Origin of the sequence: uncultured Paracoccus sp. (assembly GCF_947487305.1) — a bacterium.
Lineage (GTDB): Bacteria > Pseudomonadota > Alphaproteobacteria > Rhodobacterales > Rhodobacteraceae > Paracoccus.
Map to the genome: position 1 here is coordinate 175383 of NZ_CANKWH010000006.1, position 19614 is coordinate 194996.

At 65.8% G+C, this 19614-nt stretch carries 21 protein-coding genes and 1 pseudogene; 19 read left to right on the forward strand and 3 right to left on the reverse strand.

The annotated features are described in order from the left end of the window. The first annotated feature begins 198 nt into the window (after positions 1–198). From Q1A36_RS09650 to Q1A36_RS09715, 14 genes are all read left to right on the forward strand, one after another. Entirely contained in the window at positions 199–1437 is a 1239-nt protein-coding gene (locus Q1A36_RS09650) for an extracellular solute-binding protein (RefSeq protein WP_299842777.1), read from the forward strand. A 91-nt stretch (positions 1438–1528) separates the two neighbouring features. After that, a complete protein-coding gene (locus Q1A36_RS09655; protein ID WP_299842780.1) occupies positions 1529–2557 on the forward strand; it encodes a sugar ABC transporter permease in 1029 nt (342 codons plus the stop codon). Positions 2558–2561: 4 nt separating this feature from the next. Further along, the gene (locus Q1A36_RS09660; RefSeq protein ID WP_299842782.1) at positions 2562–3443 is read left to right on the forward strand and encodes a carbohydrate ABC transporter permease; all 882 of its coding nucleotides are present in this window, start codon (positions 2562–2564) and stop codon (positions 3441–3443) included. 6 nt (positions 3444–3449) lie between these two features. Further along, entirely contained in the window at positions 3450–4502 is a 1053-nt protein-coding gene (ugpC, locus tag Q1A36_RS09665) for a sn-glycerol-3-phosphate ABC transporter ATP-binding protein UgpC (RefSeq protein WP_299842785.1), read from the forward strand. Positions 4503–4571: 69 nt separating this feature from the next. After that, a complete protein-coding gene (gene hisD / locus Q1A36_RS09670) occupies positions 4572–5900 on the forward strand; it encodes a histidinol dehydrogenase (RefSeq protein ID WP_299842787.1) in 1329 nt (442 codons plus the stop codon). A gap of 3 nt (positions 5901–5903) precedes the next feature. Beyond that, the gene (locus tag Q1A36_RS09675) at positions 5904–6668 is read left to right on the forward strand and encodes an SDR family oxidoreductase (RefSeq protein ID WP_299842790.1); all 765 of its coding nucleotides are present in this window, start codon (positions 5904–5906) and stop codon (positions 6666–6668) included. Continuing rightward, a complete protein-coding gene (locus tag Q1A36_RS09680) occupies positions 6668–7687 on the forward strand; it encodes a LacI family DNA-binding transcriptional regulator (protein ID WP_299842793.1) in 1020 nt (339 codons plus the stop codon). Before Q1A36_RS09675 ends, Q1A36_RS09680 begins: the two co-directional genes overlap by 1 nt. Further along, positions 7687–8661 (forward strand): nuclear transport factor 2 family protein, encoded by a 975-nt coding sequence (locus Q1A36_RS09685; RefSeq protein WP_299842796.1) that lies wholly within the window; start codon positions 7687–7689, stop codon positions 8659–8661. Before Q1A36_RS09680 ends, Q1A36_RS09685 begins: the two co-directional genes overlap by 1 nt. Next, positions 8658–9662 (forward strand): ester cyclase, encoded by a 1005-nt coding sequence (locus Q1A36_RS09690; RefSeq protein WP_299842798.1) that lies wholly within the window; start codon positions 8658–8660, stop codon positions 9660–9662. The genes Q1A36_RS09685 and Q1A36_RS09690 overlap by 4 nt, the downstream gene beginning before the upstream one ends. 23 nt (positions 9663–9685) lie before the next feature. Continuing rightward, the gene (locus Q1A36_RS09695; RefSeq protein ID WP_299842967.1) at positions 9686–10657 is read left to right on the forward strand and encodes a cupin domain-containing protein; all 972 of its coding nucleotides are present in this window, start codon (positions 9686–9688) and stop codon (positions 10655–10657) included. A 10-nt stretch (positions 10658–10667) separates the two neighbouring features. Continuing rightward, positions 10668–11360: an alpha/beta fold hydrolase gene (locus tag Q1A36_RS09700; RefSeq protein ID WP_299842801.1), complete on the forward strand. Its 693-nt coding sequence runs from the start codon at positions 10668–10670 to the stop codon at positions 11358–11360. Beyond that, complete coding sequence (locus Q1A36_RS09705) at positions 11360–12055, forward strand: RraA family protein (RefSeq protein WP_299842804.1); 696 nt, start codon at positions 11360–11362, stop codon at positions 12053–12055. Before Q1A36_RS09700 ends, Q1A36_RS09705 begins: the two co-directional genes overlap by 1 nt. Next, on the forward strand, positions 12055–12216 hold the full coding sequence (locus Q1A36_RS09710) for a hypothetical protein (protein ID WP_299842806.1): 162 nt from the start codon (positions 12055–12057) through the stop codon (positions 12214–12216). Before Q1A36_RS09705 ends, Q1A36_RS09710 begins: the two co-directional genes overlap by 1 nt. Then, complete coding sequence (locus tag Q1A36_RS09715) at positions 12203–13555, forward strand: amidase (protein WP_299842809.1); 1353 nt, start codon at positions 12203–12205, stop codon at positions 13553–13555. The genes Q1A36_RS09710 and Q1A36_RS09715 overlap by 14 nt, the downstream gene beginning before the upstream one ends. On the opposite strand, the gene hisD (Q1A36_RS09720) is transcribed toward Q1A36_RS09715, so the two are convergent. Both hisD (Q1A36_RS09720) and Q1A36_RS09725 read right to left on the reverse strand, forming a co-directional pair. Beyond that, on the reverse strand, positions 13543–14835 hold the full coding sequence (gene hisD, locus Q1A36_RS09720) for a histidinol dehydrogenase (protein ID WP_299842812.1): 1293 nt from the start codon (positions 14833–14835) through the stop codon (positions 13543–13545). The genes Q1A36_RS09715 and hisD (Q1A36_RS09720) overlap by 13 nt on opposite strands. A gap of 100 nt (positions 14836–14935) precedes the next feature. Continuing rightward, positions 14936–15481: a cupin domain-containing protein gene (locus Q1A36_RS09725; protein WP_299842815.1), complete on the reverse strand. Its 546-nt coding sequence runs from the start codon at positions 15479–15481 to the stop codon at positions 14936–14938. 233 nt (positions 15482–15714) lie between these two features. On the opposite strand from Q1A36_RS09725, the gene Q1A36_RS09730 reads away from it, so the two are divergent. The 5 genes and pseudogenes from Q1A36_RS09730 to Q1A36_RS09750 all read left to right on the forward strand — a co-directional run bounded on the left by Q1A36_RS09730 (position 15715) and on the right by Q1A36_RS09750 (position 18686). Further along, positions 15715–16023, forward strand: a complete 309-nt coding sequence (locus Q1A36_RS09730; RefSeq protein ID WP_299842818.1) for a citrate/2-methylcitrate synthase — start codon at positions 15715–15717, stop codon at positions 16021–16023. Beyond that, positions 16020–16982 carry an AMP-binding protein gene (locus Q1A36_RS09735; protein ID WP_299842820.1) on the forward strand — a complete coding sequence of 321 codons (963 nt, stop codon included), beginning with the start codon at positions 16020–16022 and terminating at the stop codon, positions 16980–16982. Before Q1A36_RS09730 ends, Q1A36_RS09735 begins: the two co-directional genes overlap by 4 nt. 395 nt (positions 16983–17377) lie before the next feature. Continuing rightward, positions 17378–17479 (forward strand): annotated as a pseudogene (locus tag Q1A36_RS21465) (hypothetical protein); the annotation flags it as partial. A gap of 71 nt (positions 17480–17550) precedes the next feature. After that, a complete protein-coding gene (gene dctP, locus Q1A36_RS09745; protein ID WP_299842970.1) occupies positions 17551–18246 on the forward strand; it encodes a TRAP transporter substrate-binding protein DctP in 696 nt (231 codons plus the stop codon). Next, a complete protein-coding gene (locus Q1A36_RS09750) occupies positions 18243–18686 on the forward strand; it encodes a TRAP transporter large permease subunit (RefSeq protein WP_299842822.1) in 444 nt (147 codons plus the stop codon). The genes dctP and Q1A36_RS09750 overlap by 4 nt, the downstream gene beginning before the upstream one ends. Positions 18687–18704: 18 nt before the next feature. Here the strand turns inward: Q1A36_RS09750 and Q1A36_RS09755 are convergent, their stop codons facing one another. Beyond that, positions 18705–19562, reverse strand: coding sequence for a LysR substrate-binding domain-containing protein (locus Q1A36_RS09755; protein WP_299842824.1), 858 nt, complete (start codon positions 19560–19562; stop codon positions 18705–18707). Positions 19563–19614: the final 52 nt, after the last annotated feature.

Genomic DNA, 19614 nt, shown 5'->3' on the forward strand with positions numbered 1-19614 from the left:
GTGGTTTGCCGGTGATTTCGTGGCGGCGCCAATATTTCTTGCATTCGTATGCAAGCACCGCTAGCATTGACCTTGCGTTAACGGGAATCAACCCCGCTGCGGGAAAAATCCAGGGCTTCGCGCCGGGCAGCCAGACGGCCGCGCCGAAGTCAGCTTGTGCCCCGGACCGCCGGGGCAACACACACCAGGAGACGGATGATGAAAGACTTCCTGAAAGCCTCGGTCGCGATCACTGCCCTGTTGGCTTCGGCCGGGATCGCCTCGGCGGAATGCGGTATCGAAAAGGGGTCGGTGCGCATCTTGTCGAATGATTTCGCCGCCCTTCACGCCATCGCCACGGCCGCCGAGACCTGCGCCAGCGATACGGTCAAGGTGACGAAGAACCAGACCTCCGAGCACAAGAACATCCAGGTGCCGGCGCTGACCACTAATCCCGCAAGCTATACCGTGGCGGTCATCGCCACCAACTCGGTGGTGCCGCTGCTGACCGGCGATCTGGTGCGACCGCTGGATGATTATGTGGCGAAATGGGGGCAGGACCTGCAGGAAAGCCAGCTGATCCGTGTGGATGGCAAGATCATGGCGATCGCCTTCATGGCCAATGCGCAGCACCTCTTCTATCGCGAGGATATTCTGGCCGATAACGGTATCGCTGTGCCGACCTCGTATGAGGAGGTGCTGGCGGCGGCCAAGACCCTGCGCGACAAGGGCGTGATGCAGAACCCGCTGGCCTCGGGCTACAAGCCGGGCTGGGATCTCGCGGCAGAGTTCGTGAACACCTATCTCGGCACGGGCGGCGAATTCTTCAAGGAAGGCAGCGCCGAGGCCGACATCAACAATGATAACGGGATCAAGACTCTGGAAACGCTCAAGGAAATGAGCACCTACATGAGCCCCGATTTTGTCACCTATAATGCCAATGAAATGCGCCCCATCTGGGAGGCGGGTGATATCGCCATGCAGATCGGTTGGGGCTCGGTTACGGGTGCCTATATCGCCGAGGACAGCCCCTCGCCCGAGATTGCCAAGGCCACGAAATTCGCCGCCGCGCCGACCATTGGCGGCGGGACGATCCCCTCGGCCGCCCTGTGGTGGGACGGGTTCGTCATCGCCAAGAACATCTCGGACGAGGATGCCGAGGCTTCGTTCCGCGCGATGATGGTCGGCATCTCGCCCGCCACGGCCGAGGCCAATGCCGATGCGGCCGTCTGGCTGGTCAAGGGCTACGAGGCGACGCCGGCCGCCGTCGGCGTGGTGGCCGACATGCAGGGGGGGGCGCGGCCCTATCCGATGGTGCCCTATATGGGGCTCTTGCACACCGCACTTGGCGACAACCTGGCCGAGTTCATGCAGGGCCAGGAAAGCGCCGAACAGGCTCTGGCCGATGTGACCGCCGCCTATAACACAGCGGCGAAGGAAGCCGGCTTCCTCGACTGACCGATCCCCAGCACGGCGGGGCCATCCGGTCCCGCCCGCTTCGCCCGCCCTGAGGCGCCCATCCGCCCGGACCTGTTCGACGGAGTGACCGATGCCGCACAGAACCTTCCTTGCCTTCATCTGGCCCTCGCTTCTGGCCATGGTGCTGTTCATCGCGATCCCGATCCTCTCGGTCGGTTATCAGTCGCTGTTCGTCGAGCATCCGCAGATGATGACCGAGGTGGAAAGCTGCGGCCCGTTCGGCTGCAAGACCGAGCGGCGGGTCGATGCCGCCGCCATGAGCGAATTGCGCGCCGAAAGCCCGATGGGGCGGTACAACGGCATGGGCACCTACACGAACCCCAGCCATCTGGCCTTTGACGAGGTCGGCGCAGCCTGGCGCGGCAGCGAGAGTTTCGGCCAGTTCCTCAGGCTGGTGATGAACCTGCCCTTCTACAAGGCGCTGTTCTTCACGCTGGCCTATACCTTCATCGTCACGCCGCTGGTCATCGTCCTGGGCTTCTGCATCGCGATTGCCGTCAACACCGTCTCGGCGCGGCTGAAGGGGCCGGTGATCTTCTTCTCGCTCTTGCCGATGATCGTGACGCCGCTGATCGGGGCGCTGGTCTTGTTCTGGATGATCGATGCGCGGGGCGTGATCGGGGCGACGCTGCAGCAGGTGTTCAACGATCCGCAACTGTCGCTGAAGGCCTCTCCGACGCTGACCTGGGTGACGCTGTTCGTCTATGGCGTCTGGCACAGCGCGCCCTTTGCCTTCGTGGTCTTCTATGCCGGGCTGCAGACCGTGCCGCAGGACACGCTGGAAAGCGCCATGGTCGATGGCGCCAGCCGGTGGGAGCGTATCCGCTTTGTCACCATTCCCTATTTGATGCCGCTCGCCACCTTCATCGCGCTGATGCAGCTGATGGACAATTTCCGCGTCTTCGAGCCGATCATCGGCTTCTCGGCCGAAGCGAATGCCACCTCGCTCAGCTACCTGATCTACTCCGATCTCAGATCCGGTGATTTCCCGCTGTTCGGCTCGGCCGCGGCCAGTTCGATACTGACCATCGGCGGGGTGGTGATCCTGCTGACACCGGTGCTGATCCGGACCTGGCGCGAATTCAAGAGAAAGGGCTGATCCGATGGCAAAGGCACTGCATCAAAGACCGCTGCCGCTGGTCGCCCTGTCCACGGGTTTCGTCATCCTGTGGGTGCTGCTCGCGGCCTTTCCCTTCGTCTGGACCGCCTGGGGCTCGTTCAAGGTCGAGGCCGATTTCTTCTCGCGCACCGACTGGATGAACGCGATCTTCGGGCCGAAGACGCTGCAGCAGACCGGCGGCACATTTACCGGCGATGCCTATGAAGCTGCGTGGATTCAGCAGGGCTTCTGGAAGGCCGTGCTGAATACCAGCATCGTCGTCGTCGCGGTCGTCACCATTTCTCTGACCTTTGGCACGCTTGGGGGCTATGCGCTGGCGCGTTCAGGGTTCCGCTATACCTTCTGGCTTCTGATCGCGGCGCTGATCTTTCGGGCCATGCCGCATGTGACGCTGGTCTCGGGCTATCTGCTGCCGTTCTTCGAGATGAACATCTGGGGCTATCTGCCCACCACCATCATCGTGCTGGTGGCGATCAACCAGCCCTTTACCCTGTGGATGCTGCATTCCTTCTTCATGACCATCCCCAAGGATCTGGATGAAAGCGCGCTGGTCGATGGCTGCACCCGGTTCCAGGCCTTCCGGCTGGCGGTGATCCCGGTGATGTGGCCGGGCGTGGTGACGACGGGCCTCTTCAGCTTCCTTCTCGCCTATAACGACTTCACCGTCACCTCGATGCTGCTGACGCAGGAAAACCAGACGATGGTCCCGAAAATCGCGAGCTTCCTCGGCTCGACCCAGCAGGAAGGCAAGGTGATGCTGGCCGTGTCCGCCGCCGTCTCGGCGATGGCGCCGCTCTTCGTGCTTGTCATGGTCTTCCAGCGCCAGATCGTCAGCGGCCTGACCGCCGGCGCCGTGAAAGGTTGAAATCAGATGGCTGAACTTCGTCTCAAGAACATCTCCAAGCGCTGGGGCGCCTATACCGGGGTCGACAATTTCGACCTGCATATCGTCGATCAGGAATTCATCGTGCTGCTGGGCCCGTCGGGCTGCGGCAAGTCCACCACCATGCGGATGATCGCGGGACTGGAGGACGTGACCGAGGGCGAGATCTGGCTGGGCGACCGCATGGTCAACAAGCTGGAGCCCAAGGACCGCGACATCGCCATGGTGTTCCAGTCCTACGGGCTTTACCCGCAGCTCTCGGTCTATGAGAACATCCGTTTCCCGCTGAAGGTCCGCAAGGTCCCGAAGGAGCAGCATCACGAAAAGGTCATGGCCGCCGCCGCCATGGTGGAACTGACCGACCTTCTGGACCGCCGCCCCGCCGCGCTGTCCGGCGGGCAGCGCCAGCGGGTGGCGCTTGGCCGCGCCATTGTGCGCAAGCCCACGGTCTTCCTGATGGATGAACCGCTGTCGAACCTCGACGCCAAGCTGCGCGTCTCGACCCGGGCGCAGATCAAGAACCTGCAGCACAAGCTGAAGACCACGACCATCTATGTCACCCATGACCAGATCGAGGCGATGACCCTGGCAGATCGCGTGGTGGTGATGAACAAGGGCAAGATCCAGCAGGTCGGCACGCCCACGGATATCTACGACAACCCCGCCAATACCTTCGTGGCCAGCTTCATCGGCAGCCCGGCGATGAATCTGGTCGAGGGCAGGCTGCAAAACGGCGTCTTCGAGGCCGAGGGCATCCGCGTTCCGGGACTCGACGCGGCTCATGACGGGCCGGTGATCCTGGGCTTCCGGGCCGAGGACGTGTCGCTGGCCTCGGACGGGGGCGAGCTGAGCGCGCCGGTCTATTCGATGGAGCTTCTGGGCGAGTCCTCGATGATCTCCTACCGCATCGGCGAGGCGCTGGTCTCGATCAAGGCCCCCAAGGATTTCCGCGCCGAGATCGGCGAAACGGTCGGCACGAGCATTCCCGCGGGGATGTGCCACCTGTTCGACGCCAGGACCGGCCAGCGCATGACCGGGTGAGGGCAGAAGGCCGCCCCCGGTGAACAGGACAGACGCGGCAGCGCCCGCATTTCGAGAAGGCATGAAGTTATGGCAATTCAACATCTGAAGTCCGGCAAGCCCGCCGATCAGCGGGCCGAGGATGATGCGCGCGTCCGCGCGACGGTCGAGGCGACGCTGAAGGATATCGAGGCGCGGGGCGATGCGGCGATCCGCGATCTCTCGGTGACCTTCGACAAATACGACCCGCCGTCGTTCCGCCTGACTCTCTCGGAAATCGAGGCCGCGATGCAGCAGGTCAGCACGCGGGACATGGAGGATATCCGTTTCGCCCAGACCCAGATCCGCCGCTTTGCCGAGGCGCAGCGGGATTCGATGCAGGATATCGAGGTCGAGACCCTGCCGGGCGTGGTGCTGGGTCATCGCAATATCCCGGTGCAATCGGTCGGCTGCTATGTGCCGGGCGGCAAGTTCCCGATGGTCGCCTCGGCGCATATGTCGGTGCTGACCGCCTCGGTTGCCGGGGTGCCGCGCATCGTCTCCGCCGCGCCGCCGGTCAACGGTGCGCCCCATCCGGCCATCGTTGCCGCCCAGCATCTGGGCGGCGCGCATGAGATTTATGTTCTCGGCGGGATGCAGGCGGTCGGCGCCATGGCCATCGGGACCGAGACGATCGAGCCGGTGCATATGCTGGTCGGCCCCGGCAATGCCTTCGTCGCCGAGGCCAAGCGCCAGCTTTACGGGCGCGTCGGCATCGACCTTTTCGCCGGTCCGACCGAGACCATGGTGATCGCCGATCACACGGTGGACGCGGAACTGTGCGCCACCGATCTCTTGGGTCAGGCCGAACACGGTTACAACTCGCCCGCCTGTCTCATCACCAACAGTAGCAAGCTGGCCGAGGGGACGCTGGCCGAGATCGATCGGCTTCTGGACCTTCTGCCCACGCGCGAGACGGCGCTGGCCTCGTGGCGCGACTATGGCGATGTCTATCTGTGCGACAGCCATGACGAGATGCTGCAACTGGCCAATGATCTGGCCTATGAGCATGTGCAGGTGATGACCGACCGCGACGACTGGTATCTGGAGAAGATGCACAGCTATGGCGCGCTGTTCCTTGGTCCGCGCACCAATGTCGCCAATGGCGACAAGGTGATCGGCACCAACCACACGCTGCCGACCAAGAAGGCAGGGCGCTATACCGGCGGGCTGTGGGTGGGAAAGTTCCTGAAGACCCACAGCTATCAGCGGGTGACGACCGACGAGGCGGCGACGCTGGTCGGCGAATATGGCTCGCGCCTCTGCCTGCTCGAGGGCTTCGTCGGCCATGCCGAGCAATGCAATATCCGGGTGCGCCGTTATGGCGGGATCAATGTCCCCTATGGCGCGCCCGCCCCCTATCACGATGCGGCCGAGTAGATCATGAGCCTGCCCGTTTCTCCCTCCTTCCGCCTTGACGGCCGCCGGGCACTGGTCACTGGCGCCTCGTCCGGCATCGGTGCCGCCTGCGCGGCGGCGCTGGCCGGGCAGGGGGCGCATGTGGTCTGCGCCGCGCGGGGCGTGGAAAAGCTGCAGGCGGTGGTGGACGAGTTGACCGCACGAGGGCAGAGCGCCAGCGCGCTGGCGCTGGATGTGGCCGACCCCGCTGCCATGGCCGCGACGCTTCAAGCCGAACCGGGCTTTGATGTGGTGGTGAACTCGGCCGGGCTGGCGCGGCATTCGCCGGCGCTCGACACCAAGCCCGAGGATTTCGATGCGGTGGTCGGGGTCAACCTGCGCGGCGCCTATTTCCTCTCGGCTGCCGTCGCCCGCAAGATGATCGCGGCGGGACAGGGCGGCTCGATCATCCATATCTCCAGCCAGATGGGCCATGTCGGCGGCGTTGACCGGGCGCTTTACTGCGCCACCAAGCACGGGCTGGAAGGGATGCTGAAGTCGATGGCGCTGGAATGGGGCCGCGACCGGGTGCGGATCAACAGCATCTGCCCGACCTTCATCCGCACGCCCTTGACCGAGGCGACCTTTGCCAACCCCGAGCGCGTCCGCTGGATCGAGGAAAAGATCAAGCTCGGCCGCGTCGGCGAGGTCGAGGACATCATGGGCGCGGTGATCTATCTGGCCTCCGATGCCTCGGCCTTGGTAACAGGTTCGGCGCTGATGGTTGACGGAGGTTGGACGGCGGACTGATGACGGTGGAAAAGGTAACTTCGCAAGATGTGGCGCGGCTGGCCGGGGTCAGCCAGTCGGCGGTCAGCCGGGTCTTTACCCCGGGCGCCTCGGTCTCGCCCGCCATGGCGAAAAAGGTGCGGGCGGCGGCGGATCAGCTGGGCTATCGGCCCAATGTGCTGGCGCGCTCGCTGATCACCGGGCGCTCGCGGATCATCGGGCTGGTGGTGGCCTATCTGGAAAACCAGTTCTACCCGGTCGCCATCGAGCGCCTGTCGCGCGCGCTGCAGGCCGATGGCTATCACATCCTGATTTTCATGGCCGAGAACTCGGACAGTCAGGTGGCCGAGGTGATGCAGGAGCTGATCGACTATCAGGTCGACGGCATCATCACCGCCTCGGTCGCCATGACCAATGACCTGACCGCGCGCTGCGCCGCCGCCGGCATTCCGGTGGTGATGTTCAACCGGGGACAGGACGGCACGACCCATTCCTCCGTCACCTCGGCCAACGTCGCGGGCGGGGTGAAGGTGGCGGAATTCCTGCTGGCCGGCGGTCATCGCCGCATCGCCCATATCGCCGGATGGGAGGGATCATCCACGGGGCGCGACCGTCGGCGTGGTTTCCTCGACACGCTGGCCGCTGCCGGGCACCAGCCCGTCGCGGTGATCGACGGCATGTATGCGCGCGAGGCCGCCGCCGAGGCCGCGCGGGAGATGATGGCAATGTCCGAGCCGCCCGACGCGATCTTCGTCGGCAACGACCACATGGCCTTTGCCGTCATGGATGTGCTGCGCTTCGAGCTGGGTCTGCGCATCCCGGAGGACGTTTCCATCGTCGGTTATGACGATGTGCCGCTGGCGGAATGGCCGGCCTACAGCCTGACCACGGTGCGCCAGCCGGTCAACCGTATGGTTCAGGCCACGGTCGAGACCATCCTTGGCAAGATCGAGGACCCGGCGCGGCAGGCGGAAAAGATCGAGATCGACGGGCCGCTGATCCTGCGCGGCTCGGCCCGGATACCGGAAGGATGGCAATGATGAAGGATTTCGACCCCAAGTTCCGCGACTTCCCCGACTATATCCTCGGGATCACCCGCGAGATCTGGGAAGAACGCGGCATTGCGACGCTGCACCGGTATTACGCGCCCGATATCGTCGTGCGCTCGCCTTCTTCGGTTGTGGTGGGCAATGGCGATGTGATCGCGGCAACGATGGCGACGCTGGCCGAGTTCCCCGACCGGCAATTGCTGGGCGAGGATGTGATCTGGTCCGGCACGCCCGAAGAGGGGATGCTGTCCTCGCACCGGGTCTTTTCGACCGCCACCCACTCGGGCGACGGCGTCTATGGCAAGGCCACCGGGCGCAAGCTGCGCTATCGCATTCTGGCCGACTGCCATGCCATCGCCAACCAGATCAACGATGAATGGCTGATCCGCGATCAGGGCGCCATCGTCCGCCAGATGGGTCTGGACCCGCGCGACTTTGCCCGCGCCCAGATCGCCGCCGAGGGCGGGGCCGAGTCGGCATCGCGTCCGCTGACCCCCGCCACGGACCGGCCCGGACCCTATCTCGGACGCGGCAACGAGAATGAATGGGGCCAGCGCTATGCCGACCTGCTGACCCGGATCATGGGCGCCGACATGGCCGTCATCGGCACGGAATACGACCGCGCCGCGCAGCTGGAACTGCCGGGCGGCGTGGCCGAACATGGCCGCGAGGCGGCCGATCATTTCTGGATGGGCCTGCGCGCCGCGCTGCCCACGGCCAGTTTCACCATCCACCACGTCATCGGGCGCGACGATCCGATGATGCCGCCCCGCGCCGCCCTGCGTTGGAGCCTGACCGGAAAACATTCCGGCTGGGGCGGCTTTGGTCGTCCGACCGGGGCCGAGCTGCATGTCATGGGCATGTCCCATGCCGAGTTCGGTCCCCGGGGGCTGCGCCGCGAATGGGTGCTGTTCGATGAGACCGCGATCTGGAAGCAAATCCTTTTGCATACGGGTGAGCTATGAGTGCCGATCCGAACCCGGTCGAGCAGGGCGCGCGCCCCGCGCCGCGCTATGACGACCCGGTCAGCTATATCCTCGGGATCACCAAGGACATCTGGGAAGATCGCGGCATCGCGCTGCTGGAAACCGCCTATGGGCCGCAGATGATCATGCGAAATGCCGGCGGGATGAAGATCGGCAACCAGTCGGTCATCAATGACACCCTGGCCAAGATGGCCGCCTTTCCCGATCTCGAGATCCTCGGCGAGGATGTGATCTGGTCAGGCGATCCGAACGGGCGCTATCTCTCGTCCCATCGCAGCGTCATCACCGGCACCCATACCGGCCACGGCGTCTGGGGCCCGCCCTCGGGCAAGCGCTTCACCGTGCGCTGCATCGCCGATTGCTCGGTTCTGGACGAGGTGATCGACGACGAATGGCTGGCCTATGACACCGGCGACCAGGCCCGGCAGCTGGGCCATGACCCCGCCGATTTCGCCCGCGCCCGGATCATCGCCGAGGGCGGGCCGGACAAGGCGCTGCGGCCCTTCACCCCCGATCAGGACCGGCCCGGACCCTATCTGGCGCGCGGAAATGACAGCGAATGGGGCGCGCGGCTGGCCGAAATCCTGACGCGTATCATGGACAAGGACGTGGCGGTGATCCGTCCCGAATATGACCGCGCCGTGCGCATCGAACATGCCGGCGGCCATGGCGGCTGGGGCCAACAGGCAGCCGAGGCGATGTGGATGCGGCTGCGCTCGTCCTTTCCCTCGGCGCGCTTCGCGATCCACCACGTCATCGGCCGATCCGACCCGCACCAGCCGCACCGCGCCGCGATCCGCTGGAGCCTTGACGGCAGCCATGATGGCTTCGGCCGCTTCGGCCCACCCACCGGCGCGCCGGTTCATGTCATGGGCTTCACCCATGCCGAGTTCGGCCCCTGGGGGCTGCGCCGCGAATTCACCCTGTTTGACGAAGTCGCGATCTGGAAACAGATCCATCTGCACACCGGAGACATCTGATGGAAACGCTCGAACGAGACCGCATCACCAGCGCCGAGATGGAGGCGCGCATCGTCCGCTATGGCGACCTGCAGCCCTGCAAGACCGCCTTCATCGATGCCCATACGCCGGGGTCGAACCAGAAGGAGAACTTCACCATCATCGGCGGCGGGGTCAGCGAAAGCCCGGACCAGCATGTGCATATCTCGATCCCGCACGGCTTCAACATCGGTGCCGCCGGCCAGCCGCCGAAATGCCGCAACAGCCTGCATTCGCACCGCACGGCCGAGGTGTTCTTCGTCCTCAAGGGCCGCTGGCGCTTTTTCTGGGGGCGTCACGGGGATGCGGGCGAGGTGGTGCTGGAAGAGGGCGACATCTTCAACATCCCCACCGGCATCTTCCGCGGCTTCGAGAATATCGGCACCGATTACGGCATGATCATGGCGATCCTCGGCGGCGACGATGCCGGGGGCGGGGTGATCTGGGCGCCGCAGGTGATCGAGGACGCGCGCGACCACGGGCTGATCCTGTCATCCAGGGGCAAGCTTTACGACAGCAAGAAGGGTCAGGCGCTGCCCGAAGGAGAAAAGCCCATGCCGCTGCTGACCGAGGACGAGCTGAAGGCCTTCCCCGAACCGACGACCGCCGATGTGGTCCCGCATTACGTCGCGCGCTATCTGGACCTGATGGCGCTGGCCGACCGCCAGCCGGCGCGGGTCATCGGCGAGAACGGCAAGCTGCGCGACAAGCCGGGATTCGAGGTCGATTTCATCACCAACCGCTCGGCCTCGGAAGCCAGCCAGAGCCATGACCATCCGGCGGTGCTGATGCCGGTGAAGGGGCATTGGAAGGTGGTCTGGGCGGACGGCAGCGCCACCTTGGCACCGGGCGATACGATGAGCGTGCCGGAGAACCTGCCCTATAGTCTGACCCCCTCGATGACCGGCGAGGCGGCGCTCTACCGCTCGGTCGGGACCGCCGATCCCGCCGGTGCGACCTGGGCCCCGGCAGCCTGAGCCGTCACTGATGACGCCGCTGATCCTTCTGCCCGGGATGATGTGCGATGGCCGTTTGTTCGGCCCGCAGATCGCCGCATTGGGCCAGACGCGCGAGGTTCGCGTCGCGCCGATCAGCGGCCACATCGCGACCGCCGCGCTGGCGGCCGAGGTGCTGGCCGCAGCCCCACCGCGTTTCGCGCTGGCGGGCCTGTCGATGGGCGGGATCGTGGCGATGGAGGTTCTGGCGCAGGCACCTGAGCGGATCGAGCGGCTGGCGCTGCTGGACACCAATCCCCGTGCCGAACTGCCCGAGGTTCAGGCCCGCCGCGCGCCGCAGATCGCGGCGGTCGAGGCGGGCGGGCTGCGTCAGGTCATGACCGAGCAGATGATCCCCAACTATCTGGCCGATCCGGCGTCCCATCCCGAGATCATCGATCTCTGCATGGACATGGCGCTGGACCTTGGTCCGCAGGTCTTTGCCCGTCAGTCGCTGGCGCTGCGCGACCGGCCCGACCGGCAGGAGGTTCTGGCCGGTGTGCGGATGCCCACGCTGATCCTCTGTGGGCGCGCGGACCGGCTGTGCCCGGTCGAACGCCACGAGCTGATGCATGGGCTGGTGCCCGGCTCGACGCTGGAGATCATCGAAAGCGCGGGCCATCTGCCCACGCTGGAACAACCCGAACACACCACGGCGGCGCTGGTCCGCTGGCTGGAGGCATGATGGATACCGCCCTGCTGGACCTGCTGAAATCGGTCGACACCCCCACGGTCTGCAACGCCATCGAGGTGGCGCAAGGTCGGCGCGGCTTTGACCGCTTTACCCGTGGCACGGTCATCTGCACCGAGCCCGATGCCGGCGCCATCGTGGGCTATGCCCGCACTGCCAGCCTCTCGGCCATCGCGCCCCCGACCGAACCGTCCGAGGTCATCCGGGCGCGGCGCATGGACTATTACCGCTACATGGCCGAAGCGCCGAAACCCGCCATTGCCGTGGTCGAGGATCTGGATGTCCCGAACGCCATCGGCGCCTATTGGGGCGAGATCAATGTGACGGTCCACAAGGGCTTCGGTCTGGCGGGCACGCTGACGAATGGCGTGGTGCGCGATCTGGGCGATCTGCCCAAGGGCTATCCGGTGATCGCCGGCTCGGTCGGGCCAAGCCATGGCTATGTGCATCTGCGCAGCGTCGGCCAGCCGGTGCGGGTCTTCGGCCTGACCGTGGCCGAGGGCGAGCTGATCCATGCCGACCGCCACGGCGCGCTGGTGGTGCCGGCCGAGGTGATCCCGGTGCTGGCTGCCTCGATCAAGAAGCTCCTGGAGACCGAAAGGCTGGTACTGGAGCCTGCCCGGGCCGAGGGTTTTGATTTCGCGGCGTTCGAGGCGGCATGGTCGGCCTTCGAGAAGGCACGGACCTGATGGCATCGCGCGACGAGGCGAAATTCGACAAGGCGCTGGACAAGGCGGGGATCGCGCTGGATGCACGCGACAGGGCGGCGGCCCTGCCGGTCTTTCGCGCGCTTGCCGCGTCCTGCGCGCTGCTGAAATCTGCCGAGGCAACCACGCATGAACCCCGCTGACCTGCCGCTTGCCGAGGCTGCTGCGCGATTGCGCGCCCGCCAGCTTCGCGCCCGCGATCTGGTAGAGGCGCATCTGGACCGGATCGCGACGCGCGACGGCAGTATCGGCGCCTTCGTGGCGCTGGATGCCGCAGGCGCGCGCCGCGCCGCCGATCAGGCGGACACCGCGCTGGATGCGGGGCAGGGCGCTGGTTCGCTTATGGGCATTCCCTTTGCGGTCAAGGATCTGGTCGAGGTCGCGGGCCAGCCCCTGACCTGCGGCAGCCGGATCTTCGCCGACCGCGTGGCCACCACGGATGCCGCCGTCATCTCTGCACTGCGCCGGGCCGGGGCAATCCCGCTTGGCATGGTCGCCACCTATGAATTCGCGCTGACCGGCCCGACCTTCGACAGCGCCTATCCGCCGGCGCGGAACCCGTGGAACGTCGAGCACATCACCGGCGGTTCGTCCTCGGGCTCGGCCGCCGCCGTTGCCGGCGGGCTGGTGCGCATCGCGCTTGGCACCGATACCGGCGGCTCGGTGCGCAGCCCTGCCGCGTATTGCGGCGTGGTGGGGCTGAAGCCGACCTATGGGCTGGTGCCGATGGAAGGGGTGTTTCCGCTGTCGCCCGGTCTCGATCATCTCGGGCCGCTGGCGGCCAGCGTCGCCGATGCCGCGCTGATGCTGGAAGCGATGGCGCCGGGGACGTCGGGGCTGGATGGGCTGGCGCAGGGCGTTCGCGGCTTGCGCATCGGCTATGCCCGCGACTGGTTCGCCGATGACCCCGCCGCCGCGCCGGCACTGGTTGCGGCGATGGATGAGGCGGTGTCGGTCCTGTCGATGCTGGGGGCCAAGATCCGGCTGATCGCCATGCCCGACTATGCGCTGGCCGAAGCCGCCGGTGCGGTGATCCTGCATGCCGAGGCGTTGCACCTGCATCGGAGGATGCTGGCTGAGCAGCTGGACGGCTACGGACGTCAGGCGAGACAGAGCCTTGCTGCTGGGGTGGCGCTGTCGAAAGCCGGCATCGCCCGCGCCCGCAAGGCGGGGGTGTCGATCCGTGCTGCGATCGATGCCATCCTGTCCGATTGCGATGTGATCGTCACCCCGAGCACGCTGGCCGCAGCCCCGCCCGTGGCCGCGTTCCAGCGCGAGGAAACCGTCTGGACGGCGATGCGCACCTTGCCCTTCAACCTGACCGGCCATCCGGCGCTGTCGCTGCCCATCGGCTTCGAAGGCGGCTTGCCCTTGGGGATGCAGATCATCGGGAAGCATCGGGCCGAGGCGATGATCTGCCGCGTCGGCGCCGGCTTTGAGGCGGCGACCGACCACTCGGCGCAGCGGCCCTATTTCGCCTGAAGCAAATCCAGCCGCAACTGCGCGGCGCGGCGATGACCCTCCAGCCCCTCGCTGGCGCTTTGCCGAGCGGCGGGCGGGGCAACCTCGCGCACACCCTCGGGCGTCAGCCATTGATGCGTGGCGATCTTCACATAGGCCCCGACCCACAGCCCGCTGGTATAGCGTCCCGCCGCCATGGTCGGCAGCGTGTGGTTGGTGCCGGCGCATTTGTCGGAGTAAACGACACTGGCCAGGGGGCCGATGAACAGCGAGCCATAGTTGCGCAGCTTGGCCGCCATCGCCTGTGGGTCGCGGGTATGAACCTGCAGATGCTCGGCCGCGATCACGTCGGAATAGGCGATCATCGCCGCCTCGCCCTCGCAGACCGCAATCTCGCCATAATCGCGCCAGGCCGCGCCCGCGGTTTCGGCGGTGGAGAGGGTTTCAAGCTGGCGCGCCACCTCGGCCTCGACCGCCTTGGCCAGGGCCGCATCGGTGGTGATCAGCCCGACGCGGGTGCGCACGTCATGCTCGGCCTGCGCCAGCAGGTCGGTGGCGATCATTGCCGCATCGCCGGTCTCGTCGGCGAGGATGTAGATCTCGGAGGGGCCGGCCAGCTGGTCGATGCCGACCGGGCCGAACACCTGCCGCTTGGCCTCGTTCACATAGGCATTGCCGGGGCCGACGATCTTGTCGACGCGCGGCACCGAGGCGGTGCCGAAGGCCATGGCGGCGATGGCCTGCGCCCCGCCGATGCGGAAGATGCGGTCAGCGCCCGAGAGGTGGCAGCCGGCGATCATTGCGGGATGGGCATTGGGCGGCAGGCAGGCGATGATCTCGCCGACGCCCGCGACCTTGGCCGGAACGATGGTCATGATCGGCGCCGACAGCAGCGGATAGCGCCCGCCCGGCACGTAGCAGCCGACCCGCGCCAACGGGATCACCCGATGGCCCATATGCACGCCGGGGCGGGGCTGGACATCGTCCAGCGCGCCGATGGTCGCAAGCTGGGCCTCGGCGAAGGCGCGGACATTGGCGATGGCAAATTCGGTGTCGTCGCGGGTCTGCGGATCAAGCGCGGCAACGGCAGCCTCACGTTCGGCCATGGAAACCTCGAATGTCTCGGGCGCGGTGCCGTCGAAGCGTTGCGAATAGTCGCGCACGGCGGCGTCGCCGCGGGTGCGGATATCAGCGAGGATGTCGCGCACGGCGGCCTCGACCGGGGCATTGTCGCCGCTGGCGCTGCGCGCTGGCCTTCTCAGGTGGGTGACGCCTTTCGGAAGGCCCGGCTTGTCGATCATGATCGCTGATCCCTGTTGCAATCGCTGCTGCCCGAGGCTAGCGACCCGACCGCAACAAGGTCAATTCACCCGGCCGGGCTCGTCCAGTATATGCACCGTATCAATAGCTTGGCGGAGTGATCGCGCTGACGATCTCGGCCTCGGTCTCGCCGATATTGCGAAAGCGGTGGCTCTGCCGGCTGTCGAAGTAATAGGCATCGCCCGGCCCCAGAATTGCGGTCTGCTCGCCGACGCTCAGTTCGATCCGACCGGCGATGACATAGCCGGCCTCTTCTGCCGCATGACTAAGGCCACCGCCCGTATCCGCGCCCGGCTGATAGCTTTCCTTCAACACCTGCAAGCGCCGCGAAGGATAGTTCAATCCTATGATCTTGTAGGAAATTCCGTCAGATCTGCCAATTTCTGGTAAATCCTCGGCGCGATAGAATGGCGCGGCCCGGGCTGCTTCACCCTCCGACAGAAAGCCCGCCAGCGTCGTCCCCAAAGCATCGAGAATGGCCGTAAGGGTGTCGATCGTTGGACTGATCCGATCGCGCTCGATCAGCGATATGGTCGAATGCGACACGCCCGATCGCGCCGCCAGCAAGCGGATGCTGAGCTGTCGCCGCTGCCGAAGATCGCTGAGCCGGTGGCCTATGCGGGACATGGGTGCTCCTTGCCGGTGAACGGGTCTGTGGTGAAAATACTGACCGCTCTGCCGTCTGGTCGCAATCCCCTGTTGGCGGTGGGTTCAGCCTGCCGGACGGCACCGCCGCCGCTCGCAGCAACTGGTTCATCCGGCTTGACCGGGCGAGGCTCGAAATCCGCTCAACCGACCTGCTGATCCCGGTCGAAAACGCCCGAGGGCGGCGGCGGTGCCAGCTTGCTGGCGCGGGTCAGATGCGCGCGGATCGCCGCATCAGCGGCCTTTTGGTCGCCGGCACGGATGGCATCCGCGATCTGGCCCGCATCGCCGAGCGCGAGATCCCCGAGGTCTGGGGCAAGGCGCTGCCGATGAATGTCTCGAAGGCGATTGCCGCAGTGCTGCTGGATCTCGAATTTCCGCCCGCGATGCTGAAGGCCATCCCCATTATGGGCCGCGCCGCCAGCCTTCTGGCGCATCTGGCCGAGGAACAGGCGCAACCGATCGGCTTCCTGATGGCCGGCCATGCCGAGGCGGCGATTTCCTATCAGGCGGAGGACAAATGACCCTGCCAGCTACGCGCGAGGCGGTGTTCAGTGCCGAGGGTGATGACGCCCTGTTTCGCAAACAGATCGCCCCCCTGTTCGCCAACTCGGCCTTCTACCGCGAGAAACTGGCGGAAGCGGGCTTTGACATCGCGCAGACGGTCGGCGGCATCGCCGATATCGCCGCGCTGCCCTTTACCGAGAAGGAAGAGCTGCGCCAGACCGGCGACGAGACTTATCCCATCGGCACCCGTCTGGCCGCGCCGATGTCCGAGATCGCGCGTGTCTTCTCGACCTCGGGCACGACCGGCACGCCCAGCTATATCCCGCTGACGGCCGAGGATCTGGACGATTGGGTCACTGTCTCGACGCGCTCCTTTGGCGCGACCGGAGTGCGGGAGGGCGACCGGATCGTTTCGGCATATAGTGCCGGGCCTTTCGTGGCGGGCGTGGCACTCGAGGCCTTTGTCCGGCTGGGGCTCTGTGATATCCCGGTCGGAACCGGCAATACCGAGCGGCTGATGGCGGCGGTGAAGCTTTTGAAGCCCAGCACGCTGGCACTGAGCCCCTCCTATGCGCTGCATCTGGCCGAATGGGGCGAGGCGAGGGGCATGGACCTGCCGGGCTCTTCGGTTCAGCGCATTCTGGTCGCAGGCGAACCCGGTGGCGGCGAGCCGGAGCTGAGGGTGCAGCTCGAGGCCGCATGGGGCGCGAAAGTGACCGAGGCCATGGGCATCGGCGATAACGGGGTCTCGGTTTGGGGGGAATGCGAGGCGCAGCGGGGGATGCATTTCTCGGGCAGCGGCTATGTGCATTTTGAATTGATCGATTCCGAGAGCGATGCCGTGGTGCCGCTGGAGGAAGGGGCCGAGGGCGAAATGGTCTATACCCATCTGCGCCAGCACGCCGCGCCCTTGCTGCGTTTCCGCAGCCGCGATCATGTGCGGGTCTCAATGGGCGTGTGGCGGCCGCTGAAGTAGGGCACCAAGCAGGCGCCGCCTCTGCCGGTTGCGGTCGAGCTGGCCGAGGTCATGCAGAAGCGCATCCGCGACACCCTCATCGTCTTGACCGAGATCACGCTGGTGCCGGCGGGCAGCCTGCCGCGTACCGACTACAAATCGAAGCTCATCGACTGGTCCGACGCCGGGTGAGAGGCAAAGGACAGGTCTGAACACGGCAGTCAAAGGGAGAGAGACAATGAAATCACTGGCATTTCTGCTGGCAGGGACGGCCTTCGCGACGCGGGCGACCGATGCGGGCGCGGCGGAATTCGAGCTGAAATTATCGAGCATGTATCCTCGACCCATTCATCCAGGAACTGGCGCTGGACCCTTGCGTCAGGGAGATCGAGGAGAAATCGGGCGGGCGCGTCAAGATCACCTTCTTCCCCGCCGGTTCGGCGCTTGGCAATGCCAGCAAGCAATTCGATCAGGTGCGGGCGGGCGCGGTCGATTTCGCTGTGGGCATCCCCGCGATCCCGCGTGGCCGTCATCCCCGAAGCGTGCCGGTCGAGCTGCCCTCTACCCTGCCCGATGCCGAGATCGGCACCTGCGCGCTGATGTCGATGGTCGATGCCTTCCAGGCCGATTATCCGGGCACCCATGTCCTGTCGCCGACCGTGACCGAGCCGAGCGGCGTCATACCAGCAAGAAGGTCGTCGCGCTGGATGACCTCAAGGGCATGCGCATCCGCACGCCGACGCCGGCCATCTCGGCCATGCTGGAGCATGTGGGGGCAACCCCGGTCGGAATGCCGCCGGCCGAGATTTATGAAAGCGTCGAGCGCGGCGTGATCGAGGGCAATATCGCGCCCTGGGGTCCGATCGGTGCCTTCAAGCTGTGGGAGGTGCTGGACTATCACATCGATCCCGGCATCAAACTGGTGGCGATGTATACGGTGATGAACCCGCGCAGATATGACGCGCTGCCTGATGAGCTGAAGGGTCTCATTGATGAGACCAGCGCCGAGGTCTTCGCCGATTGGCGCCGGATCTGGAAGGAAACCGATCAGGAGGCGATCGACGCTGCCACGGCCGATGGCGACGAGATCACCCCGATGAGCGCCGAAGAGCGCGAGGCCTGGCACGAGCGGCTGGCGCCGGTGGTCGACACCTTTCTGAACGTGAATGGCGATATGGAGGTCGATGCGGCCAAGGAACTCTACGCCCAGATCCTCGGTGCTGTGACCACCTGCCAGCAAGCCAGCGGGATCACGGCAGCCGTCGCCGAGGACAGGTCCGAATGATCCGTTTCTGCACCGCGATCCTGCAATATTTCGTCGAGACCTCGGACCTGCCCCGGGTGATCGTCCAGTGGATCGCGGCGCTTGGCCTGCCGCCCGTCGGCGTCATCATCATGATCCTGCTGATCTACGTCATCCTCGGCTGTTTCCTCGACAGCCTGTCGATGATGCTGATTACCCTGCCCATCGTGTTTCCGCTGGTCCCGTCGCTGGGGTATGACCCGATCTGGTTCGGCGTGCTGGTGGTCTCGGTGGTCGAGATCGGGCTGACCATCCCACGCCTGGGGATGAATCTATTCGTCATCGCCGCCGCCGCGCCCAACATGCGCTTCGAGACGGTGGCGCTCGGGGTGCTGCCCTATCTGGCGGCGGATTTCGTACGGGTGGCGCTCTTGGTCATGATCCCGGCCTTGTCGCTGAGCTTGCCGGCGCTGTTGATGTAGAGCCGGATCTGCGGAGGTTCAGCCGCTACAGCTTTCGACAAAGGCGCGCACCGCGGCGATCCGTGCACCCGAGCGGTTCCAAAGCACCCCGGTCTGGCGCAGGGCGGCGCCGGCCAGCGGGTGCTTCTGCAGCCGCAGCCCTTCGGGCCAGGGCGGTGCCCAGTCCGGCACGATCGAGACGCCAAGACCCCGGCTGACCAGCGCGGCGATGGCGTCCAGCGCGTCAAGCTCCAGCCATTCCTGCACCTCCAGCGCGTTCTGCCGCAGGAAGCGGTCGACGATATGCCCGCCCCACTGGTTGCGGTCATAGCGGATGAAGGGCTGGCGGCGCAGCGTTTCCAGCGGATCCTCGACGCCCAGCCCCGTCGGCGCGATCAGGATCAGCGGCTCGTCCCTCAGCCCCAGCCAGCCGGCGGATTTGGGGATCGGGAATTGCGGCCTGACGATCAGCGCGGCGTCGAGATTGCCCGCCAGCACCCCCTGGTAAAGCTCGGCGGAAGGGCCCGGGCGGATGAAATATTCGATCTGCGGAAACTGCGCCCGCAGCCGTTCGAGGATTTCGGGCAGAAGCCCCGTCAGCGCGGTTGCGGTGGCGCCAAGCCGCAATTGCCCGGCGGGCCGGTCGCCGGCAGCAATGGCGCGCAGATCGCGGGCGGCCTCGATCAGCCCCTGTGCATGGCCCAGCACCGCCAGCCCCGAGGCCGTCGGCCTGACCGTGCGCCCGACGCGGCTGACCAGCGGCTGACCCAGCTCCTGTTCCAGCGTGCGCAGCCTTTGCGCCAGCGCGGCGGGTGTCAGGCTCAGCCGCCGGGCCGCCTCGGCGATCGAGCCGCATTCGGCGATGGTGACGAAACTTTCGAGGAAGCGCAGATCCATAAGATAGATTTTCTATGCTCTGAAAGTAGGATTGGCTAGCTTCTCCTGTTTC